At 64.0% G+C, this 25,179-nt stretch carries 27 protein-coding genes and 1 pseudogene; 15 read left to right on the top strand and 13 right to left on the bottom strand.

The genetic code is table 11. The features are described from left to right. Positions 1-20: 20 nt before the first annotated feature. A complete protein-coding gene (locus tag FJ418_RS09640; RefSeq protein ID WP_140786127.1) occupies positions 21-821 on the top strand; it encodes a class I SAM-dependent methyltransferase in 801 nt (266 codons plus the stop codon). Between the two features lie 30 nt (positions 822-851). Here FJ418_RS09640 and FJ418_RS09635 read toward each other — a convergent pair whose 3' ends face one another. Further along, positions 852-1,556, bottom strand: coding sequence for a YafY family protein (locus FJ418_RS09635; protein ID WP_140786126.1), 705 nt, complete (start codon positions 1,554-1,556; stop codon positions 852-854). A gap of 128 nt (positions 1,557-1,684) precedes the next feature. Between FJ418_RS09635 and FJ418_RS09630 the strand changes: the two are divergent. Then, positions 1,685-2,316: pseudogene (locus tag FJ418_RS09630) on the top strand (LysE family translocator). A 21-nt stretch (positions 2,317-2,337) separates the two neighbouring features. Here FJ418_RS09630 and FJ418_RS09625 read toward each other — a convergent pair. The 7 genes from FJ418_RS09625 to FJ418_RS09595 form a co-directional block, all read right to left on the bottom strand. Next, the gene (locus FJ418_RS09625) at positions 2,338-3,429 is read right to left on the bottom strand and encodes a 3-deoxy-7-phosphoheptulonate synthase (RefSeq protein ID WP_140865058.1); all 1,092 of its coding nucleotides are present in this window, start codon (positions 3,427-3,429) and stop codon (positions 2,338-2,340) included. Between the two features lie 451 nt (positions 3,430-3,880). Then, positions 3,881-4,675: an SDR family oxidoreductase gene (locus FJ418_RS09620; RefSeq protein ID WP_140708447.1), complete on the bottom strand. Its 795-nt coding sequence runs from the start codon at positions 4,673-4,675 to the stop codon at positions 3,881-3,883. Positions 4,676-4,703: 28 nt separating this feature from the next. Beyond that, positions 4,704-5,696, bottom strand: a complete 993-nt coding sequence (gene iolG / locus FJ418_RS09615) for an inositol 2-dehydrogenase (RefSeq protein ID WP_140865056.1) — start codon at positions 5,694-5,696, stop codon at positions 4,704-4,706. 83 nt (positions 5,697-5,779) lie between these two features. Further along, positions 5,780-6,550 carry an ATP-binding cassette domain-containing protein gene (locus FJ418_RS09610; protein WP_140641685.1) on the bottom strand — a complete coding sequence of 257 codons (771 nt, stop codon included), beginning with the start codon at positions 6,548-6,550 and terminating at the stop codon, positions 5,780-5,782. A gap of 2 nt (positions 6,551-6,552) precedes the next feature. Beyond that, the gene (locus FJ418_RS09605; protein WP_140708451.1) at positions 6,553-7,629 is read right to left on the bottom strand and encodes an ABC transporter permease; all 1,077 of its coding nucleotides are present in this window, start codon (positions 7,627-7,629) and stop codon (positions 6,553-6,555) included. Between the two features lie 136 nt (positions 7,630-7,765). Further along, the gene (locus FJ418_RS09600; protein ID WP_140641688.1) at positions 7,766-8,707 is read right to left on the bottom strand and encodes a sugar ABC transporter substrate-binding protein; all 942 of its coding nucleotides are present in this window, start codon (positions 8,705-8,707) and stop codon (positions 7,766-7,768) included. 343 nt (positions 8,708-9,050) lie between these two features. Then, complete coding sequence (locus FJ418_RS09595) at positions 9,051-10,082, bottom strand: LacI family DNA-binding transcriptional regulator (protein ID WP_140865054.1); 1,032 nt, start codon at positions 10,080-10,082, stop codon at positions 9,051-9,053. A gap of 182 nt (positions 10,083-10,264) precedes the next feature. Here FJ418_RS09595 and FJ418_RS09590 point away from each other — a divergent pair, with 182 nt between their 5' ends. From FJ418_RS09590 to FJ418_RS09580, 3 genes are read left to right on the top strand one after another with little or no spacing between them, the layout of a single operon-like run. Further along, positions 10,265-11,362: a fatty acid desaturase family protein gene (locus FJ418_RS09590; protein ID WP_140865141.1), complete on the top strand. Its 1,098-nt coding sequence runs from the start codon at positions 10,265-10,267 to the stop codon at positions 11,360-11,362. Positions 11,363-11,400: 38 nt separating this feature from the next. Beyond that, a complete protein-coding gene (locus FJ418_RS09585) occupies positions 11,401-11,715 on the top strand; it encodes a MocE family 2Fe-2S type ferredoxin (RefSeq protein WP_127234133.1) in 315 nt (104 codons plus the stop codon). Between the two features lie 4 nt (positions 11,716-11,719). Continuing rightward, on the top strand, positions 11,720-12,949 hold the full coding sequence (locus FJ418_RS09580; protein WP_140865052.1) for an FAD-dependent oxidoreductase: 1,230 nt from the start codon (positions 11,720-11,722) through the stop codon (positions 12,947-12,949). 6 nt (positions 12,950-12,955) lie between these two features. On the opposite strand, the gene FJ418_RS09575 is transcribed toward FJ418_RS09580, so the two are convergent. The 5 genes from FJ418_RS09575 to hslV all read right to left on the bottom strand — a co-directional run bounded on the left by FJ418_RS09575 (position 12,956) and on the right by hslV (position 17,169). Then, positions 12,956-13,915, bottom strand: coding sequence for a DUF1402 family protein (locus tag FJ418_RS09575; protein ID WP_140865050.1), 960 nt, complete (start codon positions 13,913-13,915; stop codon positions 12,956-12,958). 214 nt (positions 13,916-14,129) lie between these two features. Then, complete coding sequence (gene hslU / locus FJ418_RS09570) at positions 14,130-15,440, bottom strand: ATP-dependent protease ATPase subunit HslU (protein ID WP_140658744.1); 1,311 nt, start codon at positions 15,438-15,440, stop codon at positions 14,130-14,132. A 5-nt stretch (positions 15,441-15,445) separates the two neighbouring features. Further along, a complete protein-coding gene (locus FJ418_RS09565) occupies positions 15,446-16,045 on the bottom strand; it encodes a DUF2585 domain-containing protein (protein WP_140865048.1) in 600 nt (199 codons plus the stop codon). A gap of 4 nt (positions 16,046-16,049) precedes the next feature. After that, on the bottom strand, positions 16,050-16,574 hold the full coding sequence (locus tag FJ418_RS09560; protein WP_140865046.1) for a GNAT family N-acetyltransferase: 525 nt from the start codon (positions 16,572-16,574) through the stop codon (positions 16,050-16,052). Positions 16,575-16,617: 43 nt separating this feature from the next. Continuing rightward, positions 16,618-17,169, bottom strand: coding sequence for an ATP-dependent protease subunit HslV (gene hslV / locus FJ418_RS09555; protein WP_140865045.1), 552 nt, complete (start codon positions 17,167-17,169; stop codon positions 16,618-16,620). Positions 17,170-17,387: 218 nt separating this feature from the next. Here hslV and hisB point away from each other — a divergent pair, with 218 nt between their 5' ends. From hisB to FJ418_RS09500, 10 genes are all read left to right on the top strand, one after another. Continuing rightward, complete coding sequence (hisB, locus tag FJ418_RS09550) at positions 17,388-17,984, top strand: imidazoleglycerol-phosphate dehydratase HisB (protein ID WP_140865043.1); 597 nt, start codon at positions 17,388-17,390, stop codon at positions 17,982-17,984. Positions 17,985-17,988: 4 nt separating this feature from the next. Then, the gene (locus FJ418_RS09545) at positions 17,989-18,465 is read left to right on the top strand and encodes a DUF2628 domain-containing protein (RefSeq protein WP_140865041.1); all 477 of its coding nucleotides are present in this window, start codon (positions 17,989-17,991) and stop codon (positions 18,463-18,465) included. Between the two features lies 1 nt (position 18,466). Beyond that, a complete protein-coding gene (hisH, locus tag FJ418_RS09540; RefSeq protein ID WP_140865039.1) occupies positions 18,467-19,117 on the top strand; it encodes an imidazole glycerol phosphate synthase subunit HisH in 651 nt (216 codons plus the stop codon). 2 nt (positions 19,118-19,119) lie between these two features. Further along, complete coding sequence (locus FJ418_RS09535; protein ID WP_140641712.1) at positions 19,120-19,410, top strand: DUF1330 domain-containing protein; 291 nt, start codon at positions 19,120-19,122, stop codon at positions 19,408-19,410. Positions 19,411-19,413: 3 nt separating this feature from the next. After that, positions 19,414-20,160 carry a 1-(5-phosphoribosyl)-5-[(5-phosphoribosylamino)methylideneamino]imidazole-4-carboxamide isomerase gene (gene hisA / locus FJ418_RS09530; RefSeq protein ID WP_140641714.1) on the top strand — a complete coding sequence of 249 codons (747 nt, stop codon included), beginning with the start codon at positions 19,414-19,416 and terminating at the stop codon, positions 20,158-20,160. Then, complete coding sequence (locus tag FJ418_RS09525; protein ID WP_140641716.1) at positions 20,157-20,996, top strand: arginase family protein; 840 nt, start codon at positions 20,157-20,159, stop codon at positions 20,994-20,996. Before hisA ends, FJ418_RS09525 begins: the two co-directional genes overlap by 4 nt. After that, positions 20,993-21,787, top strand: a complete 795-nt coding sequence (gene hisF / locus FJ418_RS09520) for an imidazole glycerol phosphate synthase subunit HisF (protein ID WP_181166883.1) — start codon at positions 20,993-20,995, stop codon at positions 21,785-21,787. The genes FJ418_RS09525 and hisF overlap by 4 nt, the downstream gene beginning before the upstream one ends. Positions 21,788-21,796: 9 nt before the next feature. Continuing rightward, a complete protein-coding gene (locus FJ418_RS09515) occupies positions 21,797-22,120 on the top strand; it encodes a phosphoribosyl-ATP diphosphatase (protein ID WP_140641720.1) in 324 nt (107 codons plus the stop codon). Positions 22,121-22,157: 37 nt separating this feature from the next. Further along, positions 22,158-23,117, top strand: a complete 960-nt coding sequence (gene coaA, locus FJ418_RS09510) for a type I pantothenate kinase (protein ID WP_140641722.1) — start codon at positions 22,158-22,160, stop codon at positions 23,115-23,117. A gap of 359 nt (positions 23,118-23,476) precedes the next feature. Then, positions 23,477-25,159, top strand: a complete 1,683-nt coding sequence (locus FJ418_RS09500; protein ID WP_246682987.1) for a hypothetical protein — start codon at positions 23,477-23,479, stop codon at positions 25,157-25,159. Positions 25,160-25,179: the final 20 nt, after the last annotated feature.

Genomic DNA, 25,179 nt, shown 5'->3' with positions numbered 1-25,179 from the left:
GGCTCATATGGGAGGCTCCAATGACATCCAACTTCACCGTTCATGCCGCATCCGGCTATGAGCAGCTCATGGGGCGATGGAGCCGCAGGCTCGCGCCCAAGTTCATCGACTTCACCGGTCTGGCCGGCGGCGAAAAGATCCTCGATGTCGGCTGCGGCACCGGCAGCCTGGCCTTCGAATTGGCAAAATCGGCCGATCTTGCCGAGATCCAGGCCATCGACTTTTCGCCGGTCTTCGTCGACGCGGCCAGACAGCGCAACAGCGATCCGCGCGTCACCATCAGTCAGGCCGACGCCACGGCGCTGCCATTCGCCGACAACGCGTTCGACCGCGCGTTGGCGTTGCTGGTGCTGCACTTCGTGCCGGAGGCCGGTAAGGCGGTGGCCGAGATGCGCCGCGTTGTGCGGCCGGGCGGCGTCGTCGCGGCCGTGGTCTGGGATCATTACGGCGGCATGCCTGGCATGCGCATGATGATCGACACCGTCGCGGCGCTCAGTGAAAGCGGGCGCCAGATGCGCGGCCGCTATTGCTTCCAGCCGATGATGCAGCCGGGCGAGATGAAGCGGACCTTTGTCGAGCAGGATCTCATCGACGTCAGCGAGGCCGAGCTCATGATCCGCATGGACTACGCGGATTTCGACGACTTCTGGGCGCCGATCGGCGCCGGCGAAGGGCCACTCGGCAAATACATGACTACATTGGATCCGGCCGAGCGGGAGCGCGTCGAGGCCGCCGTGCGCGATGCCTATCAGGCCGGCCGGCCCGACGGGCCGCGGTCCTTCGCCAATGTCGCCTGGGCCTGTCGGGGCATCGTGCCCTGAAAGTCACCTCGACCGCGGCGGGGCGGCGCCTCAGTTGCCGGCAGCGGCCGAAGCATTGATCTCCCAGCCATCCACCCAGACCTGCCGCAGCCGGTCGCCCTCGCCCTTGAACCATTGGCCGGCCGCCCGGCAGTCCTCGATGCGGTCGCTGCGGAAATTGCGGATGGCCTGGCGCAGCTCGCACCAGGCGACGATGTTGGCGGTCTCGGCATAGTAGATCAGCGCGACCGGGCGGATGACACGGCCGGTCGCCCGCCCCGCCTCGTCGCGATAGGAGAGGTCGAGCTTCTCCTCGTCGCGGATGGCGCGGCGGACCAGAGCGAGATCGACGGCGGAAGCGGAAGGCGCTGCAAAACCCCAGGCATGAAGGGCGTTGGCGTCCAGCGTCTGCCGCAAGGGCGGCGGCACCGCGCCGGCGATCTTGGCCCCAACGCGCTTCGCGGCCTGCTTGAGCTCATCGTCGCCGGTGCGTTCGAGCAGCGCCAGCGACAGCACGATCGCCTCCATCTCCTCGATGGAAAACATCAGCGGCGGCAGGTCGAAGCCGGGACGCAGTATGTAGCCGATGCCACGCCCGCCCTCGATCGGCACACGCATCGCCTGCAGCGCGACGATGTCTCGATAGACCGAGCGGACCGTGACCTCCAGCCGCCCGGCGATCGTCGCCGCCGTCACCGGCTTCTTGGCCAGCCGCAGGATCTGGATGATCTCGAACAGGCGCGAGGCCTTGCGCATTTTTTCTCACCCGGCCGAAACGCAACTGACATATCCCCGTCAGTTGGGATCGCCTATAGGGCCGCCTACCGACTTGAAAATCAACAGGTTCCTTTTTGCGCAAGCGGGTAATGCGACGAGCAACTGACATGAGCTACGCCGAAAACCTCTGGCTGTTCTTCGTGCTTCTGTTCGGCATCATCGCCGTTCCGGGCATGGACATGCTGTTCGTGCTGGCCAACGCGCTGACCGGCGGCAGCAACAGGGGTCTCGCCGCCACCGGCGGCATCATGCTCGGCGGCGCCGTGCACACGCTGAATGGCGCCATCGGCGTCGGCCTGCTCATGCATTTCGCGCCGATCCTGTTCACGCCGCTGGTGGTAGCCGGCGCCGCCTACATGGCCTATATCGGCATTTCGCTGATGCGCAGCTCGATCACCGTCGGCGACGGGCCTACGGGAGCCGCTCGGCCTGGAAGGCGTTTCGCCAGGGACTGGTCACCTGCCTGATCAATCCGAAGGCCTATCTCTTCATCCTAGCCGTCTATCCGCAATTCCTGAAGCCGGCTTACGGCCCGATCTGGCTGCAGACGACAATCATGGGATTGCTGACGGGCGCCACGCAGGCGGCGATCTATGGCGGGCTCGCCGTCACCGCCGGCCGCAGTCGTGGGCTGCTGGTCGACAATCCGCAAGCGACAATCCTGGCCGGACGGGGCGCCGGACTGCTTTTGTTTGCCGTTTCGATATTCACTGCCTGGGAAGGATTGAGGGCGGCGTGAGCGCCGCCCTCACCTTTTCGCTCAAGCCGCGCCCTGACGGCTGGCGAGCATCTCGCGCTTCACCGACCGGCGCCATTCGACGGCGCCGGCGAGGCCGTGCAGCACCGTTTCGGTGGTCGCCCAATCGATGCAGCCGTCGGTGATGCTCTGGCCGTAGACCAGCGGCTTGCCAGGCACGACATCCTGACGGCCGGCGACGAGATTGCTCTCGATCATGACGCCGACGATGCGCTCGTCGCCCGCGGCAACCTGGCCCGCCACGTCATGCGCGACCTTTGGCTGGTTCTCCGGCTTCTTGGCGCTGTTGGCGTGGCTGACATCGATCATCAGCCGCGGCGCTATGCCGATCCGGCCAAGCTCGGCAGCGGCCGCTTCCACACTCGCCGCATCATAGTTCGGCTCGACGCCGCCACGCAGAATAACGTGGCAATCCTCGTTGCCGGTGGTTGCCGCAATGGCGCTGCGTCCACCCTTGGTCACCGCCATGAAATGATGCGGCTGGGCGGCCGACTTCACCGCCTCGGCGGCAATGCGCAAATTGCCGTCGGTGCCGTTCTTGAAGCCGACCGGGCAGGACAGGCCCGAGGCCAGTTCGCGGTGGATCTGGCTTTCGGTGGTGCGCGCGCCGATGGCGCCCCAAGCGACGAGATCGGCGATGTATTGCGGGATGGTCATGTCGAGGAACTCGGTCGCCGCCGGCAGGCCGAGATTGTTGACGGCCGACAGCACGTTGCGCGCCATGCGCAACCCCTTTTCGATGTTGAAGCTGCCGTCGAGGTCGGGATCGTTGATCAGGCCCTTCCAGCCGACCGTGGTGCGCGGCTTCTCGAAATAGACGCGCATGACGATCTCGAGCCGGTCGGCCAAGGTTTCGCGCAGCGCCGCCAGACGGCTGGCATAGTCAACGGCGGCGACCGGATCGTGGATGGAACAAGGGCCGACGATGACAAGCAGTCGATCGTCGGCCCCCGAGAGGATGGAATGGATGGCGTTGCGCGCGGTGGCGACGGTGCGCGTCGCCGTCAGCGTGCGCGATATTTCGCGCATCACCTCGTCCGGCGTGCTCAAGGCTCTGATTTCGGCGACCCGAAGGTCGTCTGTGGTGGTCAACACGGCTTTCTGCTCCTGGTTTAGGAGACCTGCCGGCTGAAACAAAAAAGCCGCCAGGTCTGGCGGCTTGTCGGATGTTTGATCTGCAAATCTTCAGATCGAGCGCAATCCTCCCGCCGCCAGCGAGCTGCTAAAGTACCAATAGGTGGCGGTCAGGTTGATCATGCGGCTCATATAGTCGATGCGGGAGTGTTTGTCACGCGGGTGATGAGAGCCAATTCGGAATGGCCGAATCTCGCGATTTCGTCATCCCAGGGCGAAGCAGGAGCGAAGCTCCGTCGCGGAGACCCTGGGATCCATTCCGTGACCTTGGCCGAGGGTTGCACCGGAGCAAATTCTGCGCCGCTGCGCCGCTTCAAAGTAACGGCATGGATCCTCGGGTCTGCGCGCGTCGCTTCGCTCCTTGCTCCGCCCGTGGATGACGAAGTGACGGTTTCCACCGGGCTCGCCGTCACTACTCCCCGATCACGCCAGCAATGTTCTGGTCATAATCGACCAACGAGCCGGTCATGACGCCGGCCTGGGGGCTCAGCATATAGGTGATCAGCCGGGCAAGCTGCGCCGGCTTGACCAGTTGGCCCATGGGCTGCGCTGCCTCGGCCTTTGCCAGCCAATCGTCGGGGGCGTCGTGCCACTTCTTCTGCACGATCGCCTCGCCTTCGGTGTCCATCCAGCCGGGCAGCACCGCGTTGCAGCGGATGCGGTTCTTCCGGTAGGAGCTCGCAACATTCTTGGTCAGCGTCATCAGCGCGCCCTTGCTGGTCGAATAGGGCGTCAGGAACGACTGGCCGGCATGCGCCGACATCGACAGCACGTTGACGATCGAGCCGGGCGCCTTGCGTTCGAGCAGATGCGCGACGAGGCCCTGCATCAGGAAGAAGGGGCCGCGCACATTGGTGTCGAAGATCTGGTCGAAAAGCTCTTCCGAGGTCTCGACCAGCGAGCCGCGCGCGGAAGTGGCGGCGGCGTTGACCAGCGCGTTCAGCGTGCCGAAATGCGCGATGGCCGTTGCCACGGCGCGCTTGCAATCGGCGACCTTGGCGACATCGGCGCTGATGAAGATGGCGTCGACGCCGTTCTTCTTCAGCGCCGCGACCGCCCTGTCGCCCTTTTCCTGCGAGCGGCCGATCAGGGCCAGCGCGCGGCAGCCCTCGTCGGCCAAGGCTTCCGCAACCGCGAAGCCGATGCCCTGCGCGCCGCCGGTGACGATGGCACGCGTTTCTGAATTGCGACCGGCCAAACCGTTCATCGCTCTGCTCCTCAATCCGTATTCAAATTCAATCGACGCGGACGGTCTTGCCCGTCTTCGCCGACTTCAGCGCCGCATCCGCCAGCTTCAGCGCGACGAGCCCGTCGGCTCCGCTCGGCGCTGCTTTCTTGCCCGACGTCGCCGCCGCGATGAAAGCTGCGATCTCATTGGCATAGGCGTCGAGATAGCGGGTCATGAAGAAGTCGTGTAGCGGCGGGCGGGTGTAGCCCTTGTCGTTGGCGAGTTCGATCGACACCGGCCGCTGGTTCTCGGCCGCGACCATGCCCTTGGAGCCATGCACCTCGATGCGCTGGTCGTAGCCATAGGTGGCACGGCGCGAATTGGAGATGACGGCCTGCTTGCCGGAGGCGGTTTCGAGGATGACGCTGACGCTATCGAAATCGCCTGCTTCGCCGATCTTCCTGTCGACCAGCACGGAGGCGTGGGCGCTCACCGCAACCGGCTCCTCGCCGAGCAGGAAGCGCGCCATGTCGAAATCATGGATGGTCATATCGCGAAAAATGCCGCCCGAGCGGGCGATGTAATCGAGCGGCGGGGCGCCGGGATCGCGCGACGTGATGGTGACCATCTCGACCGTGCCGATGGCGCCGTCATCGATCGCCTTGCGGACGGCGGCGAAATGCGGATCGAAGCGGCGGTTGAAGCCGACCATCAGCGTGGCCTTGGTCTTCTCGACCACGGCCAGGCATTTTTCGACGCGCTCGACGGAGAGATCGATCGGCTTCTCGCAGAAGATCGCCTTGCCGGCCTTGGCGAAGCGCTCGATCAGATCGGCGTGGGTGTCGGTCGGCGTGCAGATGATGACGGCGTCGATGTCCTTGGCCTTCTCGATCGCCTCGATCGTGCGGACTTCCGCGCCATAGGCGGAAGCGAGCTCCGTCGCCGCTTTCTCGAACGCATCGGCGACGGCGACCAGCTTGGCCTGCGGGTTGGAGGCGACGGCGCGGGCATGCACCTTGCCGATACGGCCGGCGCCGAGGAGAGCGAAGCGGAGTGTCATGGAATGTCCTTCGAGGGTGGGTTTTGTAGGCATATCCGCGCCTTCCGGCGCGGATGACTGGTTTGATCCCGTCGTGGCGCCCGTCAGGCGGCCTGCAGCTCCGCCTGTCCGGTCTTGGCGCCGGTGATGTAGGCGACGATGTCGTTGCCGTCGGTGTCTTGTTTGCGCAGATTGGCGACGATCTTGCCGCGACGGAAGACGACGATGCGGTCGACCAGGTCGAACACCTGGCGCATGTTGTGGCTGACCAGGATCAGCGGCTCGCCGTTTTCCTTCAGCGTGCGGATGATGTTTTCGACCTGCGCCGTCTCTTGCACGCCGAGCGCCGCCGTCGGCTCGTCCATGATGATCAGCTTGGAGGCGAAGGTCGCGGTCCTGGCGATCGCCACGCACTGGCGCTGGCCGCCCGACATGTGGCGAATGGTGCTGGAGAGGTTCGGGATCTTCACCGCGGTGCGGACAAGTGCTGCCTCCGTCGCCTTGCGCATCGCCTTGCGGTCGAGGATGGAGAAAGGCCCGAGATTGAACAGCACCTTCTCGCGGCCGAGGAACAGGTTGGACGGCACGTCGAGGTCGTCGGCCAGAGCGAGGTTCTGGAACACTGTCTCGATGCCCGCTTCGCGCGCTTCGATCGGGCCGGCGAAATTCACCTCCTTGCCGTCGAACCAGATCTTGCCGTCGGTGCGCTGCTCGACGCCGGTGATCTGGCGCACGAAGGTCGACTTGCCGGCGCCGTTGTCGCCCATGATGGCGACGTGCTCGCCCTTGCGCAGCTCGAAATTCGCCTCCTGGAGCGCGTGCACGCCGCCATAGTGCTTGGTGAGGTTTTCGGTCTTCAGAACGATGTCGGACATGGTCAAGCTCCTATCGCGCGGCGGCGCTGGCGCCATTGATCGAGAACGACCGCGCCGACGATGATCACGCCCTTGACCATCTCCTGATAGTAGGCGTCGAGGCGCAGGAAGGTGAAGCCGGAAATGATGACGCCGAAGATCAGCGAGCCGATCACGGTGCCGATGATGGAGCCGCGGCCGCCCGACAGCGAAACGCCGCCGATGACCGCCATGGCGATGGCGTCGAGCTCGTACATGACGCCCATGCCGGCTTGGGCGGTGAGGTTCTTGGAGGAGAGAACCACCGCGGCGATCGCTGCCAGGATACCGGCGATGGCATAGACCAGCACCTTGTGGTTGGCGATCTTGATGCCGGACATGCGCGCGGCATCCTCGTTGGAACCGATGGCATAGCAGTGCTTGCCGTATTTCGTGTAGGTCAGGATGAGCTGGAACAGGATTGCCAGCGAGATGAAGATGACGACGGGCATCAGGCCCTTGCCGATGGCCGCGAAGCTTTCGGTCGGGAACGAGATCGGCTGGCCCTTCGACCACCATTTGGCGATGCCGCGGGCGGTAACCATCATGCCCAGCGTGGCGATGAAAGGCGGGATGCGGGTGTAGGCGATCAGCAGGCCGTTGATGAGGCCGGCGATCAGGCCACAGCCGACCGCGACCAGCAGCGGCACGACGACCGGCAGGTCGGTCCAGCCATAGTCGATGAACATGGCCTTGGGATTGGGATTGCCGTTGACGGTCGCGACTTGCGCGAAGCTCATGGCGATCATGGCGGTGGCGCCGACGATCGAGCCCGAGGAGAGGTCGATGCCGCCGCAGATGATGACCTGGGTGACGCCGATGGCGATGATGCCGACGATCGACACCTGCAGGATGATGATTTCCAGACGCTGCTGGTTGAAGATCGCGTTGACGTTCTCGCGGGTGTTGAACAGGAAGCTGTCGCCAAGGAAGACTCGGCCGATCAGCTCGAAGGCGACGACGAGGATGACCAGCGCCAGAAACACGTTGAATTCGGCGGGCCATGGGCGCTTCTTGGCGTCATAGCTCAACCCGCCAATGCCATGCGATGTCTGTGACACGTCTTCTTCCTCCGAATGACCGCGCCCGTTCTCCCGCCCGGTGGGGCGGGAGAACGAAGGGAGCGGCGCCGCTTTAACAGAAGCCGATTTCAGCCGGTCCGATGCGTCGGCGCGCCGCTCATCGAGAAGTGCAGCCTCAGTTCTTCTTCAGGAACTTGTCGATGTTCGCCGGGGTGACAAGCTGGAAGGGCACATAGACCTTGTGCTCGACCTTCTCGCCCTTGGCGAGCTTCAGCGCTGCGTCGAGCGCGCCGGCGCCCTGGCCGGCGGCGTCCTGGAACACCGTCACATCAAGATCGCCGGCCTGCATCGCGGCCAGCGCGTCCTGGGTGGCGTCGACGCCGCCGACCACGACCGACTTCATGTCGACATTGGCGGCCTTCATTGCCTGGATGGCGCCGATGGCGCTTTCGTCGTTGTTGGCGATGACGCCGTCGAACGGCTTGCCGGACGACAGCCAGTTGGTCATCAGGTTCTGCGCCTGGTCACGATCCCAGTTCGAGGTCTGCTTGTCGATGATCTTTATGAAGCTGCAGTCCGGGGTGGCGATCACTTCCTCGATGTCCTTGGTGCGCTGCACCGCGGCCTGGTTGGAAAGCTCGCCCATGATCACATAGACATTGGCTTCCTTCTTGCCGGCTTCCTTGAACAGGCGGCAGGCTTCCTTGGTCTCGAGCGTGCCGGATTCGGACTCGTTCGAAGCGACGAAGGCCTGGTTGTCGGGCAGCGAGTCGACATTGACCGGCTGGCGATTGACATAGACCAACGGGATCTTGGCCGCGGCGGCCGCATCCGACATCGCCTGGGTGGCCGAGGTGTCGACCGGATTGACGATGATGGCGTCGACGCCCGATGCGGCAAAATTCTTGATCTGGTCTAGCTGCTTGGCCACGTCGTTCTGCGCGTCCTCGACCTGCAGCTCGACGCCGTCCATGCCCTTGGCCTGCGCGATCATGCCGTTGCGCAGCACGGTCAGGAAGTTGTCGTCGAACTTGGCCATCGAAACGCCGATCTTGGCGGCGAAGGCGGATGAACACATCAGCGCCGAAAGCGCGACGCCCAAAAGCAGTTTCTTCATTTTATCTCTCCTCCACTTGGTGTCCGGCTGCACCCATTTGAACCGGAATCCCCGGTTTGCCCGGGGAATCTCTCCCTGCGGCCATGCGGCGCTGCCAATCCGGTGGAACGCCTCTTCCTCCGTTCGAAACAGACGCTTCGGAACGAAAGAACCAAAAAGCCTAGTTAGTGAAATATTTATTCCATTTCGTTTGGAAACGTCAAGGGTGATTCCGACTGGGGCAGTCGGTTTTTCGATCGCGGTCGTCGCGGCGAAGACCCACGATCATCGCCGCATGGGCCAGAATCGCGGCAAACCGCCGTGAAAGAATCCATCAGCCTGATGGATTCCATCACCGCGGACGCTAGATATTTTCCGGCAGGTAGATGTCGAAGGGCAGGAAGGTCTGTCCCGGCGCATTGGCCGCGCCGCTTTCGATGGCATGGGCCATCAGCCCGACGAGTTCCCGGGAGAGTGCCGCAAGCGGCGTCGAGATGACCATGGTGAGGATGTTGTCGGCGAGCGCAGCGCGCGAGACGGCGTTGATCTCGTTGCAGATGACGATCGGCATCTCGGCCGGGCTCGCCGCCCTCAGCGCCGAGACCGCGCCCTCCATGCCGCCGCCGGCGACATAGCAACCGGCAAGATCGGGATGGCGCGCCAGAAGATCGAGCATGGCGCCATGCGTGACGTCATTGGCCTCGAGGTTGACCAGCGTCTCCATCACGGTGAAGTCCGGCGCGTGCTCGCGGAAATAGGAGCGGAAGCCGATCTCGCGCAATTCATGGCCGTGGAAGCGATGGCTGCCGACGAAGAGCGCGACCTTGCCTGGCTTCCTGGCGGCCTTGGCGATCATCCAGGCGGCGCTGCGCCCGACCTTGCGGTTGTCGAGACCGACATAGCCCTCGCGGATACCGGCGGCAAAATCGGACAGCAGCGAGAAGACCGGCTGCCCCCTCGCCTTCAGCGCCTCCACGACCGCCGTCAGCGTCGGATGATCCGGGCCGACGACGGCGATGGCTCTCGACTTCGCCGCCAGCCCACGCATTTGGGCGGCAATCTCGTCGGGTGCCAGCGAGGCGGCGAAATCGACTGTCGCAGCGCCGCGAAAGCGTTGCGATTGTGCGACCGCCAGCTCGAGCTCCCTGGCGAAATCGCCATAGAAGACGTCATTGCCCCTCAGCAGCAGGAAGCCGAGCCGGTATTCCGGCAGTTCCTGTCGCATGCGCTGCTTGATCAGTCCCGCCGCGTGATAGCCGATCTCGGTGGCGGCCTCGTAGACTCGGCGCGCCGTCTCCTCGCGCACAGGCAGGCGGCTGTTCAGCACTCTGTCGACGGTAGCGACGCTGACGCCCGAGACGCGCGCGAGATCGGTAATGGTCGGCCGCTTTGCCATGAATGCTCCATCGCTTATCCGGCTGAGGATATCTCATTCTGATAGGAAATGATAGAAACTATCTTTCTGATGTTGAGCCTATCATATGCTGGCGGTATGTTGAAGTGGAAGCTGGCCATGGACGAGCCCGGACCTGCCGGAGCCGTTCACCAGGCGCTGTTGGAGGAACCTCAATGACGGCCATGACATCTTCGGCGGCGCCGCCACGCGACTACAGCCTGACCGGCCGCGATGCAAAACGCGCTGTCGAGAAAGGGTTGGCGGCGGCCGAGTGGTACCACACCGAAATCCCGCGCAAGCGGATGAAGGAGCTGATGCAGCGCTCGGACCAGCCGGCGATCCGCGACACCATCATATGGCTGGCCGCTTTCATCGTCAGCGCCGCGGGCGGCATCTGGTTCTGGGGCAGCTGGTGGTGCGTGCCGTTCCTGTTCGTCTACGGCACGCTCTACGGTTCCTCGACCGATTCCCGCTGGCACGAATGCGGCCACGGCACGGCCTTCCGCACGCAGTGGATGAACGACGCCGTCTACCAACTCGCCTGCTTCATGATCATGCGCAACCCGGTGACCTGGCGCTGGAGCCACACGCGCCACCACACCGACACCATCATCGTCGGCCGCGACCCGGAGATCGCCGTCATGCGGCCGCCGGACCTGCTGCGCGTGGTGCTCAACTTCTTCGGCATTCTCGACGCCTGGCACGCGGTGGTCGACATGGTGCGCAACGCCGCCGGCGTCATCAGCGCCGCTGAAAAAACCTTCATTCCAGAGCAGGAGCAGCCGAAGGCGATCCGGGTGGCCCGCCTATGGCTCGCCATCTACGTCGCGACCATCGCCTTGGCCCTCTACCTGCATTCCTGGCTGCCGCTGATGCTGATCGGCCTGCCCCGGCTCTATGGCGCCTGGCATCACGTCATGACCGGCCTGCTGCAGCATGGCGGCCTCGCCGACAATGTCATCGACCACCGCCTGAACAGCCGCACGGTGCTGATGAACCCGATCAGCCGCTTCATCTACTGGAACATGAACTACCATGTGGAGCATCACATGTTCCCGATGGTGCCCTATCACGCGCTGCCGAAGCTGCATGAGATGGTCAAGCACGACCTGCCGGCGCCGACGCCTTCGATCCTGGCCGGTTATCGCGAGATGGTCCCGGCCTTCCTGCGCCAGTTGCGCAACGAGGATTATTTCCTCAAGCGCGCGCTGCCGCCGACGGCGAAGCCCTATCGCGAGGAACTGCATAACGATATTCCGATGGCTGCCGCCGCGGAGTGAGGCCCAAGGAAATTCAAGGATATTCGCTGGAGGACGAGATGAGCGACTGGGTCGAGGCCTGTGCGGCCGGAGACATCGACGAAGAGGACGTGATGCGGTTCGACCATGCCGGCCGCACCTTTGCCATCTACCGCAGCCCGGATGACGAATATTTCGCGACCGACGGCCTGTGCACGCATGAAAAGGTGCATCTGGCCGACGGGCTGGTGATGGACGACATCATCGAATGCCCCAAGCACAACGGCCGCTTCAACTACAAGACCGGCGACGCGCGCGGCGCGCCGGTCTGCGTCAACCTCAAGACCTATCCGGTCAAGGTCGACGCCGGCAAAGTCCTGATCCAGATCGGGTGAGATCATGCAAGCGGGGATGGTGATCATCGGAGCAGGCGAATGCGGCGGGCGCGCCGCGCTTGCGCTCCGCGATCTCGGTTTCGAAGGGCCGGTCACGCTGGTCGGCGACGAGCCGCATCTGCCCTATGAGCGGCCGCCGCTGTCGAAGGAAGCGATGACCGGCGAGGCGCCGGCCATCAAGGCGATCGCCAGCGACGCGCTTTTCGCCGAACGCTCGATCCGCCACATCCATTCCGTCCGCGCCATCGCGATCGATCGCGGCGTGCACGTCGTGCGGCTGTCGGACGGCTCTTCCCTGCCATATGAAAAGCTTTTGCTGGCGACCGGATCGGTGCCGCGCAAGCTGCCGATGCCGGGGCTTGGCGGCCGCTGCGTCTATCTCAGGACCTTCAACGACGCTTTAGCCATTCGCGCCCATCTCAGCGCCGGCAACCGCGTCGCCATCATCGGCGGCGGCTTCATCGGCCTCGAGCTCGCGGCCTCGGCGCGCAAGCTTGGCGCCACCGTCACGGTCATCGAGGCGCAGCCGCGCATCCTGATGCGCGGCGTGCCGGCCGAGATCGCCGAAATCATCCACAAGGCACATGAAGTCGAGGGCGTTGCGATCCGCACCGGCCAGGGAATCGCGGCGATTGACGATGACGGCGCGGAGGTCGGCATCACGCTGGCCGACGGACAGAAGTTCATCGCCGATCTCACGGTGATCGGCATCGGCGCCGTGCCGGTGACGGCGCTTGCCGCCGAAGGTGGACTAACAATCGACAACGGCATCGCCGTCGACGAGCATTTGCGCACCGCCGACCCGGATATCTTCGCCGCCGGCGATTGCTGCTCGTTCCCGCTCGCTGTCTATGGCGGCCGGCGCGTGCGGCTGGAGGCTTGGCGCAACGCCCAGGAACAGGGCGCACTGGCTGCGAAGAACATGCTGGGCGCCAAAGAGGCGCATGCCGCCGTGCCTTGGTTCTGGTCGGATCAGTACGGGCTGACCCTGCAGATCGCCGGGCTGTCGGACGAAGGCAAGAGCATCGTGCGGCGCGACTTCGACGACGGCGCCTTCATCCTGTTCCACCTGGCCGAAGACGGCAGACTGGTCGCCGCCAGCGGCATCGGCCCCGGCAATTCGGTGGCGCGCGACATCCGCCTGGCGGAGATGCTGATCGCCAAGAGAGCGAGCCCGGCGCCGGAAGCGCTCGGCTCGCAGGCGGTCAAGCTGAAGTCGCTGCTGGCGGCGTGAGGTTTTTTAGAAAAGCGCCTTCAGCTCGTCCAGCTTGTCGTTAACCAGCCAGCCGTAATAATTCTCCTCCGGCAGCTTTTCCGGCTCGCCGGCGGCGCTGCGCTTCTCGTTTTCGGCCTTCAGTGCATAGGCGCGCTGCTCGGGATTGCCGACATTGTAGAGCGTGGCGGTCAGGCCCGGATTTTTCGAGATGTCGAAGCCGGCGATGCCGCGATAGGCGTCGATCGACTTTTTGATGGTCGCGGCGACGTAGGGCAGCGTCAGGTCCGGGTCCATGATGGTCTTGTAGACCGCGTTGGGATCGACGACGTCGAGCCTGGGCAGGCCGGAGACCTTGTGCACCAGGTCGCTCATCTGCAGCGCCGTCAGCGGGTTCAACTGGCCGAGCCCGAACGTCTGGCCGGCATAATAAGGCTGGAAGAAGGTGGCGCCGAAGCGGTCATCGGGGAAATCCTCGCCGCCGACGCTCTTGCCGCGGAAGGAGCGGTTCCAGACCTGCTCGCGGCATTCCCAAAGGTCGTAGCTGTCGTCCATGCCGGCGCATTTCTTGAATTCCGGCCGCTGGATGAAATCGCTGACGTCCTCACCGTGATAGGCGAAGGAAAGCTTGCTCGACAGGTATGAGATCGCCTTGACGTAGTAGGTCTGCAGGCGGTCGTAGGCGTCGACATTGTAGGTGTGCTCGCCGACGATGGCGCCGACAATATGCATGGGATCTATGCCGTAGGCCGCCGCCACCTTCCTGATCTTGCCGCGCAGCTCGGCGTCGTTCTGCAACAGCGCGTAGACCTTGCGGTACTTGGCCTGGAAGGTGGTGTTGGTGGCTTGGGTGCGCCGGCTGGAGGCGCCCGGAATATCCGGCTGCACGCTGTTGCGGTTGCCCGGCGGCACCATTGTCGCGGCATCGGCGGTTGCCACCGCCGTCGCCAAGGCCATGCCGAGAAAAAGCAGGATAAGTTTCTTCATACGCCGCCGCTTTCGAATGCGCGGCAAACTAGGTAAAGCGCGTGGCAGAGTCGAGAGAAGGCTTCGAGCCACCCACCAGAATGGTGGCCAGATGCTTCCATTTGGCCACACTTCGCATTGGAAGGCGTTTCAGGCCGGCCTGAACCCGGCTCTAAATCGGGCATTGGCGAGGGGGCGTTTCGGGGCGAGCTTGAGCCCCGAAACCAAGACAGGCTTAAAGGATGAACCGCGACAGGTCGGTGTTGCGCGACAAGTCGCCGACATGCTTCTCGACATAGGCGGCGTCGATGGTGACGGCCGTGCCGTTGCGGTCCGGGGCGTCGTAGGAGATCTCGTCCAGCACGCGCTCCATCACCGTCTGCAGGCGCCGCGCGCCGATGTTCTCGACGCTGGCGTTGAGGTCGACGGCGATGCCGGCGAGCGAATCGATGGCGTCGTCGGTGAAGGTCAGCTCGACGCCTTCGGTCTTCATCAGCGCGATATACTGCTTGATGAGGCTTGCCTCCGTCTCGGTGAGGATGCGGATGAAATCCGCCTTCTCCAGCGCGCGCAGCTCGACACGGATCGGCAGGCGGCCCTGCAGCTCGGGCAGCAGGTCGGACGGCTTGGAGACGTGGAAGGCGCCCGAAGCGATGAACAATATATGGTCGGTCTTGATCGGCCCGTATTTGGTCGCGACCGTGGTGCCTTCGACCAGCGGCAGCAGGTCGCGCTGCACGCCTTCGCGCGACGGGCCGCCCGAAATGTCGCTCCTGGCCGCGATCTTGTCGATCTCGTCGAGGAAGACGATGCCGTCGTTTTCGGCCGATTCCAGCGCTCTGCGCACCACCTCGTCCTGATCGAGCAGCTTGTCGGACTCGTCATTGACCAGCAGCGCGTAGGAATCGCGCACCGTGGTCTTGCGGGTCTTGGTCTTGCGGCCGCCCATCGCCTTCGACAGCATGTCGTTGATGTTGAGCACGCCGACATTGGCGCCGGGCATGCCGGGAATCTCGAAGCCGGGCATGCCGCCGGTGCCGGTGTCGGCGACCTCGATCTCGATCTCCTTGTCGTCAAGCTCGCCGTCGCGCAGCTTCTTGCGGAACGAATCGCGGGTCGCCGGGCTCGCCGTCTTGCCGACGAGGGCTTCCAGCACGCGTTCCTCGGCATTGACCTGGGCGCGCGCATTGACATCGCCGCGCATCTTTTCGCGCGCCAGGCCGATGGCAACCTCGACGAGGTCGCGCACGATCTGTTCGACATCGCGGCCGACATAGCCGACCTCGGTGAATTTGGTCGCCTCGACCTTGACGAAGGGCGCGCCGGCAAGCCGCGCCAGGCGGCGCGAGATCTCGGTCTTGCCGACGCCGGTCGGACCGATCATCAGGATGTTCTTCGGCATCACCTCTTCGCGCATCTGGCCTTCCAGTTGCTGGCGGCGCCAGCGGTTGCGCAAGGCGATCGCCACGGCGCGCTTGGCGTCCTTCTGGCCGATGATGAAGCGGTCGAGTTCCGAAACGATTTCACGGGGAGAAAAGGTGCTCATAAGACTCAAATTCCACTTTGCCACTGTTTGATGGACTCGAACGGATGCAGCAGCATGATCACGTTGAGCGTCAGATTGTCCCGGATGATGTAGCCCGTGCCGAGCTCGAAGATGAGCGCCAGGGCCACGATCACCCATATAGGTAGCTTTCGCGCCATCACAAATCCCAGCGCCATGAACAGCGTGTCGGACACCGAGTTGATGATGGAGTCGCCGTAATAGTTGAGCGAGATCGTGCCGGCGCGGTAGCGGTCGATGATGAGAGGGCTGTTTTCCAGAAGCTCCCAGCCGCCCTCGATCAGGACCGCGAAAGCGAGCCTCAGCCCGACCGGCGAGCGTGGAAACAGGAACGTCGCCAGCGCGTAGAGCAGGAAGCCGTGGATGATGTGCGAGAAGGTGTACCAGTCGGCGATGTGCTGGGAATTCTCCGAGCTGTTGACCACGCCGTGCCAGAGCTTGACGTAGCCGCAGGTGCAGATCGGCGGATGACCCATGCCGTACAAGGCGCCCGCCTGGAAGATGACCAGGGCAAGCACGAGCAGCAGGCCCATTCGCCAGCTGTCCTCATAGGCCGATAGCGTCTTATTCCCTTCGGATGCGGTCATTCGGTCAGTCCCCCAAAATTTCGTCGTCTTCGGCCGCATCGACAGCCATCAGCACGACGTCCCCATATTGCGAATGCCTGCGGCCGATCGGCCTGAAGCCCGCCTTCTCATAGGCGCGGATGGCGCGGCCATTGTCGGGATGCGGATCGATGATGACGCGCGGCGCGCCTTCCTCGAAAAGCTCCTCGACGAACTGGCGCACGATGGCCGAGCCATGGCCGATGCCGACCAGCTCCGGCGGACCGATCGACAGATCGATGCCAACCGTGCCGAAGGGCTGATCGGCATAGGGATGATCGTCCTCCATATGCGGGTCATAGCTCTGCAGATAGGCGATCGGCCTGCCGTCGAGCTCGACGATGAGCGGTTCCACCGAGACCGAATCGATATGCTCGCGGATCTCGGCGATTTCCTTGGTCGGATCGTCCCACCATGCGGCAACATGCGGCTCGCGCAGCCAACTGGCGATCATCGGCAGGTCTTTTTCCGTGACCGGCCGAAAATCATATGTGTCTGCTGGTTCGACCATGATCCTGTCCGAAAACCGGCGGCCACTTTCGGGATCATGGTCGTCAGGCGGCATCGAGCGTTTCGACAACAAAATTGTTGTTGGTGTAGACGCAGATGTCGGCCGCGATCTGCATCGCCTTGCGGGCGATCGCCTCGGCATCCTTGTCGGTGTCGATCAGCGCGCGGGCAGCCGCCAGCGCATAGTTGCCGCCGGAACCGATGGCCATGACGCCATGCTCGGGCTCCAGCACGTCGCCATTGCCGGTCAGCGCCAGCGAGACCGACTTGTCGGCGACCAGCATCATGGCTTCCAGGCGGCGCAGATAGCGGTCGGTGCGCCAGTCCTTGGCGAGCTCGACGCAGGCGCGCGTCAGCTGGTCGGGATATTGCTCGAGCTTGGCCTCGAGCCGCTCGAGCAAGGTGAAGGCATCGGCGGTGGCGCCGGCGAAGCCGGCAATGACGCTGCCGCCCTTGCCGATGCGGCGCACCTTGCGGGCGTTGCCCTTCATGATCGTCTGGCCGAGGCTGACCTGGCCGTCGCCGGCGATCACGACCTTATTGCCCTTGCGCACGCTGATGATGGTCGTGGCGTGCATGGTGAGTTCGTTCGACATTTGAGCTCCGATGCGCGCTATCCCTTGAAAAGGCGATTGGCGCGGTACGAGTGAGTTTGATCGGCCATATGTATGCACAAGGCCAACGATTGCAAACCGCCCCTCGCCCGAGCGCCGATAGCGGCCGGAATGGCAACTGGCAATCGCCGGATCATGCTGATAGAAGGCTTTCGTTTTCAAGCCCTGGCGCCTCCGAACAGGGCAACAAGGACAGAGCGATGACGCGTTCGGCCGAACTCAGCCGCAAGACCAAGGAAACCGAGATTTCGGTCTCCGTCCATGTCGACGGCAAGGGAAAATCCGACATTTCGACCGGTGTCGGCTTCTTCGACCATATGCTCGACCAGTTGTCGCGGCATTCGCTGATCGACATGACGATCAAGGCCAAGGGCGACCTGCATATCGACGACCACCACACCGTCGAGGACACCGGGATCGCGATCGGCCAGGCGTTGAGCAAGGCGCTGGGCGAGCGGCGCGGCATCATGCGCTACGCCTCGATCGACCTCGCCATGGACGAGACGCTGACCAGGGCGGCGATCGACGTCTCCGGCCGGCCTTTCCTGGTCTGGAATGTCGCCTTCTCGTCGCCGAAGATCGGCACGTTCGACACCGAACTGGTGCGCGAGTTCTTCCAGGCGCTGGCGCAGAATGCCGGCATCACGCTGCATGTGACCAACCATTACGGCGCCAACAACCATCACATCGCCGAAACCTGCTTCAAGGCGGTGGCGCGGGCGCTGCGCGCGGCGCTGGAGCGCGATCCGCGCCAGCCCGACGCGGTGCCTTCCACCAAGGGATCCCTGAAAGGATAGCCCTATGGCGATCTATGTGGTGATGCAGCCGCCGGCTGGCGGCAACAAAGCCGAGGACGCGATCTTCGTGCGCGACAGTTTCACCTGGCTGGGCTTCCTGGCCGCGCCGCTCTGGCTCGCCTGGCACCAGCTGTGGATCGAGGCGGCCCTGACCTTCATCGTCATGGCGCTCCTGTCGGTGCTCGGCGAGAGGCTCGGGCTCGAAGCGGCCGGATCGCTGCTGTCGCTGCTGGTCTCGCTCTATGTCGGGTTCGAAGGCCGGGGCCTGCGCATCGCGGCACTTCGCCGGCGCGGCTGGCGGGAATGGGGCGTGGTCGAGGCCGGCAATCTCGGCGATGCCGAGACGCGCCATGCGCTGGAAACCGCCGGCGATGTCGAGGAGGCGGCGCCAATGCCGCGCATCGTGCCGGATGCGTCGCTGGCCCGTCCGCCACAGACAGGCATGGCGCTGGGACTGACCCATACGCCCGGAAGGCCCTGACATGCGGGTAGCCATCATCGACTACGGCTCGGGCAATCTGCGCTCGGCCACCAAGGCCTTCGAGCGTGCCGCGCATGAGGCGGGCCTTGCGGCGACGATCGAGCTGACGGCCGACGCCGAGCGGGTGCGTTCCGCGGACCGCATCGTGTTGCCGGGTGTCGGCGCCTATGCCGACTGCGCCGCCGGCCTGCACGCGGTGGCGGGTATGTGGGAGGCGGTGGAGGAAGCGGCAATCGCCAAGGGGCGGCCTTTCCTCGGCATCTGCGTCGGCATGCAGCTGATGTCGGAACGCGGCCTCGAAAAGACCGTCACCAAGGGCCTCGGCTGGGTCGCCGGCGACGTCAAGGAGATCACGCCGTCCGATCCGGCGCTAAAGATCCCGCAGATCGGCTGGAACACGATCGAGCTTACCCGCCCGCATCCGCTGTTTTCCGGCATCGAGACCGGCGCGAAGGGATTGCACGCCTATTTCGTCCATTCCTATTATCTGGACGCGACGAACGCGGGCGAGGTGCTCGCGGTGGCCGACTATGGCGGCGCGGTGACGGCAGCGGTTGCGCGCGACAATATCGCCGGCACGCAGTTTCATCCTGAAAAGAGCCAGGCGCTCGGCCTGGCCTTGATCACCAATTTCTTGAAGTGGAGGCCCTGAAAATGAGCAAGAAGGGCTATTGGATGGCGATGATCGATGTCCGCGATCCGGACGTCTACAAGCAGTATATCGAAGCGAATGCCGTCGCCTTCGCGAAATACGGCGCGAAGTTCCCGGTCCGGGCCGGCCGCTACGAGAGCCCGGAAGGAGCGACCGGCAACCGTCACGTGCTGGTCGAGTTCGACACCTACGACAAGGCGATCGAATGCTATCACTCGCCTGAATATCAGCATGCCTCGAAGTTCCGGCTCGCCGCCTCGACCGGCCATTTCGTCATCGTCGAGGGCGCCTGACCCATGATCCTGTTTCCGGCGATCGACCTCAAGGACGGCAAGTGCGTGCGCCTGAAGCACGGCGACATGGCCACCGCCACCATCTACAACGACGATCCCGCCGCGCAGGCGAAGGCCTTCGAGGACCAGGGTTTCGAGTGGCTGCATGTCGTTGACCTCAACGGCGCCTTCAAGGGCCAGAGTGTCAACTCAGCGGCGGTCGGCGCCATCCTGAAGGCGACGAAGAATCCGGTGCAGCTCGGCGGCGGCATCCGCACCTTGCCGCAGATCGAGGATTGGCTGGACCGCGGCCTGACGCGCGTTATCCTCGGCACGGTGGCGGTGCGCGAACCCGAACTGGTCAAGCAAGCCTGCAAGGTTTTTCCCGGAAAAATAGCGGTCGGCATCGACGCCAAGGGCGGCAAGGTCGCCGTCGAGGGCTGGGCCGAGGCCTCCGAGCTCGGCGTCATCGAGCTGGCGAAGAAGTTCGAGGGCGCAGGTGTGGCCGCCATCATCTACACCGACATCGATCGGGACGGCGTGCTGACCGGCATCAACTGGGATTCGACCATCGACCTCGCCGAGGCGGTGTCCATTCCGGTGATCGCGTCCGGCGGCCTCGCCTCGATCGCCGACATCGTGCGCATGACCATGCCCGACGCGCACAAACTCGAAGGCGCGATCTCCGGCCGCGCCCTATATGACGGACGTATCGACCCGGCCGAAGCGCTGGCGATCCTGCGCGGCGAGCGGGCGGAGGCAAGAGCGTGAACATTTCCATCATCCTGGCATCCTATGACAGCGGCCATTTCCACGGCGGCTGCGGCCAGGGCCCGGACGCGCTGATCTCGGGCGGGCTGGCCGAGGCGCTGAAGCTCGCCGGCCACGACGTCGAGGTGCATGACATCGGCAAGGTGGTCGAGGACGAAGAAGAGCGCGAGATCAGCACCGGATTCGCCGTCTGCAATGCCGTTTCGGGCCAGGTCCGCATCGCGATGGACAAGAAGCGGTTTCCGATCGTGCTGGCGGGCAACTGCCTGACCGCCGCGGGCGCCGTGGCCGGTGCCGGCGCTGACGCCATTATCTGGGCCGACCAGCATGGCGACCTCAACACGCCTGAGACCTCCACCACCGGCTTCCTCGACGGCATGGCGCTGGCTGTCGCACTCGGCCTGTGCTGGCGGCCGATGGCCAACCAGATTCCCGGCTTCAAGCCGGTCGATCCGTCGCGTTGTGTTTTGGTCAATGCGCGCGACCTCGACGAGGCCGAGAAGGAGCTGCTGAAAACGCTGCCCGTCATCCGGACCGAGTGCCCGGACTGGAAGGCTGCTGCGCAAAGGCTGAAGGCCGATGGCGCAAACCAGGTGCACATGCATGTCGACCTCGACGTGCACGATCCCGAGAAGCTGCAGGCCAACCGCTACACCACGCCCGGCGGTCCGGCGCCCGAACAGGTGCGCACCGCGATGTGCGGTCTCGCCGGTCCGCTCGCCATCGCCGGGCTGACCATTTCCGCCTATGATCCGGCCTTCGACCCCAAGGGCGACGTGCCGCCGCTGGTCGGCGAGCTGGTGGTCGACCTGCTCTCGACCCTGGAAGGCAAGTGATGCTCAAGGCCCGCGTCATCCCCTGCCTCGACGTCAAGAACGGCCGCGTGGTCAAGGGTGTCAATTTCGTCGACCTGATCGATGCCGGCGACCCGGTCGAAGCCGCCAAGGCTTATGATGCGGCTGGCGCCGACGAGCTCTGCTTCCTCGACATCACCGCATCGTCCGACAATCGCGAGACGATCTTCGACGTGGTCGCCAGGACGGCCGAGCAGTGCTTCATGCCGCTCACCGTCGGCGGCGGCGTGCGGCAGGTCGCCGACATCCGCAAGCTGCTGCTGGCCGGCGCCGACAAGGTATCGATCAACACTGCGGCGGTGAAGAACCCGGATTTCGTCGCGGAAGCCGCCGACAAGTTCGGCAACCAGTGCATCGTCGTGGCGATCGACGCCAAGAAGGTGTCTGCGGCCGGCGAAGCCGATCGCTGGGAGATTTTCACTCATGGCGGACGCGAGAAGACCGGCATCGACGCGGTCGAATTCGCCAAGACGATGGTCGATCGCGGCGCCGGCGAGATCCTTTTGACCTCGATGGACCGCGACGGCACCAAGGCCGGCTACGACATTGCGCTCACCCGCGCGATTGCCGACGCAGTGCGCGCGCCGGTGATCGCTTCCGGCGGCGTCGGAACGCTCGATCACCTGGTCGAAGGCATCCGCGACGGCCATGCCGGTGCGGTGCTTGCCGCCTCGATCTTCCACTTCGGTACCTTCACGATCGCCGAGGCCAAGGCGCACATGGCCAGAGCCGGCCTGCCGATGCGGCTGGACTCGTCGGCATATCGGACTTAAACCACTGCTATGGCTCAATTTTCGCTCGCCGAGCTGGAAACGATCATCCATCAGCGCGCCCATTCCGGCGACGCTGACTCATGGACGGCGAAGCTGTTCGCCAAAGGCATGGACAAGGCGGCGCAGAAGCTCGGCGAGGAAGCGGTCGAGACCGTGATCGCCGCCATCCGCGGCGACAGGCAGGCCCTCGTTTCGGAAAGCGCCGATCTTATATATCATTGGCTGGTCGTCCTTAGCATAGCGGGCATTCCGCTTGACGACGTGCTGAAGGAGCTCGAGAGCCGAACCGGCCGCTCGGGCATCGCCGAAAAGGCGTCCCGTCCCCGCGGTTGATGGCCCGGGGCTGACGGCGAGGAGGGTAGGAAACCCGATGGACCAGCTTGCTCCGACCGAGAAGTATTCCCCCTATCGATTCTTCTCCGCCGAGCAATGGTCGCAGTTCCGTGCCGACACGCCGCTGACGCTGACCGGGGAAGAGATCGACCGGCTGCGCTCGCTCAACGACCCGGTCGACCTGGAAGAGGTCAAGCGCATCTACCTTTCGTTGTCCCGCCTGCTTTCGGCGCATGTCGAGGCAAGCCAGCTTTTGTTCAGGCAGCGCCAAGCCTTCTTCAAGGCGCAGGATGTCGTCAAGACCCCTTTCATCATCGGCATCGCCGGCTCGGTCGCGGTCGGCAAGTCGACCACGGCGCGCGTGCTGAAGCAGCTTCTGGCGCGCTGGCCGTCGAGCCCGAAGGTGGACCTCATCACCACCGACGGCTTCCTGTTGCCCAACGAGATCCTGCGCCGCGAGAACCTCATGGAGCGCAAGGGGTTCCCCGAGAGCTACGACGTCGGCGCGTTGCTCAGGTTCCTGTCCGGCATCAAGTCGGCGCAAAACAGCGTCATCGCGCCGGTCTATTCGCACCTGACCTACGACGTGATCCCCGGCGAGTTCGTCACCATCGACCGTCCGGACATATTGATCTTCGAAGGCATCAACGTCCTGCAGCCGGGCAAGCTGCCGAAGGACGGCAAGATCGTGCCGTTCCTGTCCGACTTCTTCGACTTCGCCATCTATATCGATGCTGACGAGAAGCTGATCCATCAATGGTACATCCAGCGCTTCATGCGGCTGCGCGAAACCGCCTTCCGCAATCCGGACTCCTTCTTCCACCGCTATTCGCAGCTCTCCGAGGATGCCGCGCGGGCCATCGCCGAAGGGCTCTGGGCCAACATCAACCTGAAGAACCTGCGCGAGAACATCCTGCCGACCAGGGCGCGGGCCGATCTCATCCTGCGCAAGGGCGCCAACCACCTGATCGAGGAAGTGGCGTTAAGGAAATTGTGACCCCCTTAACGGCGCCTTAGGCAATCCCGACTAGCTTTGCGAGCCAAACTCCAGCGGGTGTCGGGAGGCAACCGGTGATCAATGCGGGCAATGCCGCCGGCCGCAAGGCCCGGTCTATTCACTGGTCATTCCGATCTTCAACGAGGAGGCGGTGCTGCCGCTGCTCGTGCGGCGGGATGAGCCTAACTCGACAAGCTCGACGCCAGCGCCGGAGCAGTGTTTTCCTATTGCGGGCATCGCTGCGTGACGTTCATGCCTGACAGTGCGCTTGGCGTCGAAATCTTCCGCTTCGCCTGTGCAACCGGTGCCGGATTCCTTCTCTCCGTTGGGCTGGCCGCAATTCTCACCGATCTTGCTGGATGCCCGTCGTCGGCGCCGGTGGCGCTTGCTTCCATTCTAGTGCCGGTTCTGAACTTCGCAGTCTTACGCAAGTTTGTCTTCGACGCTCCCATGGGCGCCAACGGCCCCCTCTGCCCCGAAGGAGAGAGCCGATGACCGCCGTCCTCGACAGACCGACAGCAGACGCGCCGATCGGCGAAGCGCGCAACACGTGGGCATGGACCTTGATTCTTTGCCTGCTGGTGCTGGCAGCCGCCGTTCCCTGGCAGATGCGATGGGGCGTCATACCCGACACGAGCTGGGTGATCACCATGTGCGAGCGGATGCTTGCCGGATCAAGGCTCTATGTCGACATTTTCGAAGTCAATCCGCCTTTCACGCCATGGATGTTCATGCCGGCCGTGGCGCTCGCGCACAAGGTCGGCATGTCGCCGGAAATCGCGGTTCATGTCTACGCCTATGCGATCTGCCTGGCAGGATTGGGCCTTGCCGCATGGATCGCCAGGCGGGCGGGTTTTGTCGAGAACCGCACCCTGTTTTCGCTGCTGCCTCTGTTTCTGGCGCTGCTGGTCATCTTCCCCGGCAATGCCTTCAGTGAGCGGGAGCATTTGGGGATCGCGCTGTTTTTGCCGTTGCTCATGCTGACGGCCTGGCGCGCGGCGCCAATCGACGGTCGAGTACCCAGCCTGCCGGTGGCCCTCCTTGCCGGATTGAGCGGCAGCATCCTGGTGCTGGTGAAGCCCTATTACGCGTTGGCCGTGCTCGTTCCGGCGCTTTACGCGGCCTGGAGCAGCCGGTCGATCCGGACGCTTTTCGCCGTCGAGTACTGGGTGATCGGACTGCTCTGCGTCGCCTATCTCGTTGCCGTGCAGCATTTCTATCCGGAATTCCTGAGTGTCATCTACCCGACGCTGGCCGACACCTATATGCGGATGCAGAAGATGCTGGCGCTGCTGACGACCTATGTGCCGATCTATGTGGTCGCGCTCCTGGCACTGCGCTTTCTTCGCCCGGGACTGCCTTTGTCGCCGCTGGTCACCGTGTTCACGCTTGCTTCTCTAGCCGCGACCGTGCCGCTGATCTACCAGGCCAAGGGCTGGTCCTATCACGCATTTCCGGCCTTCAGCCTGATTCTGGCGGCCCTCCTGCTGAGGATGGCGCAAACTGCCCCCGCAACATACAAGTCGCCGGGCACGGCAATGGAACTGGGACGCAAGGTGCTGCTGGCTGTCATCATTGCCGCCGCCGCCATCCCGTTCATGCAAACGCAGAAGCTCAGTGCCGAGTTTGTCGCCAAGATCGAGGCCGCGACGCATCAGCCGACCATCGCGCTTGTCGGCGCCGATATCTCGGGGGGCCATCCGCTTACCCGCACGCTCGGCGGCACGTGGATTTCCCGCGATTGCAGCGACTGGCTGGGTGAATCGGCGCTTCATCTTTCGGGCATCGCAACCCGGGAGGGCGACAAAGAGGCGGTATCCCACTACCGGCGGATCGTCGACCGCTACATCGAGGGCAAGCTCGCCGAACTCGAAGCCCGACAGCCCGCCGTGATAATCATCGAGAAAAAGGACAGGGATTGGAATGCGGAGCTTGCCCGGTGGCGGGACTACGTCAACTTCATGCGAGGCTACCAGCAGATTGCCGAGAATGACGAACTTCAGGTGCTGCTGCGCGATCCAGGAACTGCCCAGGCAGAGTGATCCGTAGTCGCCCTTTCGGG

This window comes from Mesorhizobium sp. B2-8-3 (assembly GCF_006440815.1).
Classification (GTDB): Bacteria; Pseudomonadota; Alphaproteobacteria; order Rhizobiales; family Rhizobiaceae; genus Mesorhizobium.
This window is presented reverse-complemented; position numbering and strand designations above follow the sequence as displayed.

What these genes read in the sequence shown, in the direction of transcription:
- FJ418_RS09515 (WP_140641720.1), top strand. Translation starts at nt 21,797, where the DNA reads ATGGCTCAATTTTCGCTCGCCGAGCTGGAAACGATCATCCATCAGCGC.
- FJ418_RS09575 (WP_140865050.1), bottom strand. Translation starts at nt 13,915, where the DNA reads ATGAAGAAACTTATCCTGCTTTTTCTCGGCATGGCCTTGGCGACGGCG.
- FJ418_RS09595 (WP_140865054.1), bottom strand. Translation starts at nt 10,082, where the DNA reads ATGGCAAAGCGGCCGACCATTACCGATCTCGCGCGCGTCTCGGGCGTC.
- FJ418_RS09610 (WP_140641685.1), bottom strand. Translation starts at nt 6,550, where the DNA reads ATGTCCGACATCGTTCTGAAGACCGAAAACCTCACCAAGCACTATGGC.
- FJ418_RS09545 (WP_140865041.1), top strand. Translation starts at nt 17,989, where the DNA reads ATGGCGATCTATGTGGTGATGCAGCCGCCGGCTGGCGGCAACAAAGCC.
- coaA (WP_140641722.1), top strand. Translation starts at nt 22,158, where the DNA reads ATGGACCAGCTTGCTCCGACCGAGAAGTATTCCCCCTATCGATTCTTC.
- FJ418_RS09600 (WP_140641688.1), bottom strand. Translation starts at nt 8,707, where the DNA reads ATGAAGAAACTGCTTTTGGGCGTCGCGCTTTCGGCGCTGATGTGTTCA.
- iolG (WP_140865056.1), bottom strand. Translation starts at nt 5,696, where the DNA reads ATGACACTCCGCTTCGCTCTCCTCGGCGCCGGCCGTATCGGCAAGGTG.
- FJ418_RS09500 (WP_246682987.1), top strand. Translation starts at nt 23,477, where the DNA reads ATGCCCGTCGTCGGCGCCGGTGGCGCTTGCTTCCATTCTAGTGCCGGT.
- FJ418_RS09635 (WP_140786126.1), bottom strand. Translation starts at nt 1,556, where the DNA reads ATGCGCAAGGCCTCGCGCCTGTTCGAGATCATCCAGATCCTGCGGCTG.
- FJ418_RS09585 (WP_127234133.1), top strand. Translation starts at nt 11,401, where the DNA reads ATGAGCGACTGGGTCGAGGCCTGTGCGGCCGGAGACATCGACGAAGAG.
- FJ418_RS09565 (WP_140865048.1), bottom strand. Translation starts at nt 16,045, where the DNA reads ATGACCGCATCCGAAGGGAATAAGACGCTATCGGCCTATGAGGACAGC.
- FJ418_RS09620 (WP_140708447.1), bottom strand. Translation starts at nt 4,675, where the DNA reads ATGAACGGTTTGGCCGGTCGCAATTCAGAAACGCGTGCCATCGTCACC.
- FJ418_RS09560 (WP_140865046.1), bottom strand. Translation starts at nt 16,574, where the DNA reads ATGGTCGAACCAGCAGACACATATGATTTTCGGCCGGTCACGGAAAAA.
- hslU (WP_140658744.1), bottom strand. Translation starts at nt 15,440, where the DNA reads ATGAGCACCTTTTCTCCCCGTGAAATCGTTTCGGAACTCGACCGCTTC.
- hisA (WP_140641714.1), top strand. Translation starts at nt 19,414, where the DNA reads ATGATCCTGTTTCCGGCGATCGACCTCAAGGACGGCAAGTGCGTGCGC.
- FJ418_RS09640 (WP_140786127.1), top strand. Translation starts at nt 21, where the DNA reads ATGACATCCAACTTCACCGTTCATGCCGCATCCGGCTATGAGCAGCTC.
- hisH (WP_140865039.1), top strand. Translation starts at nt 18,467, where the DNA reads ATGCGGGTAGCCATCATCGACTACGGCTCGGGCAATCTGCGCTCGGCC.
- FJ418_RS09535 (WP_140641712.1), top strand. Translation starts at nt 19,120, where the DNA reads ATGAGCAAGAAGGGCTATTGGATGGCGATGATCGATGTCCGCGATCCG.
- hisB (WP_140865043.1), top strand. Translation starts at nt 17,388, where the DNA reads ATGACGCGTTCGGCCGAACTCAGCCGCAAGACCAAGGAAACCGAGATT.
- FJ418_RS09580 (WP_140865052.1), top strand. Translation starts at nt 11,720, where the DNA reads ATGCAAGCGGGGATGGTGATCATCGGAGCAGGCGAATGCGGCGGGCGC.
- FJ418_RS09590 (WP_140865141.1), top strand. Translation starts at nt 10,265, where the DNA reads ATGACATCTTCGGCGGCGCCGCCACGCGACTACAGCCTGACCGGCCGC.
- hslV (WP_140865045.1), bottom strand. Translation starts at nt 17,169, where the DNA reads ATGTCGAACGAACTCACCATGCACGCCACGACCATCATCAGCGTGCGC.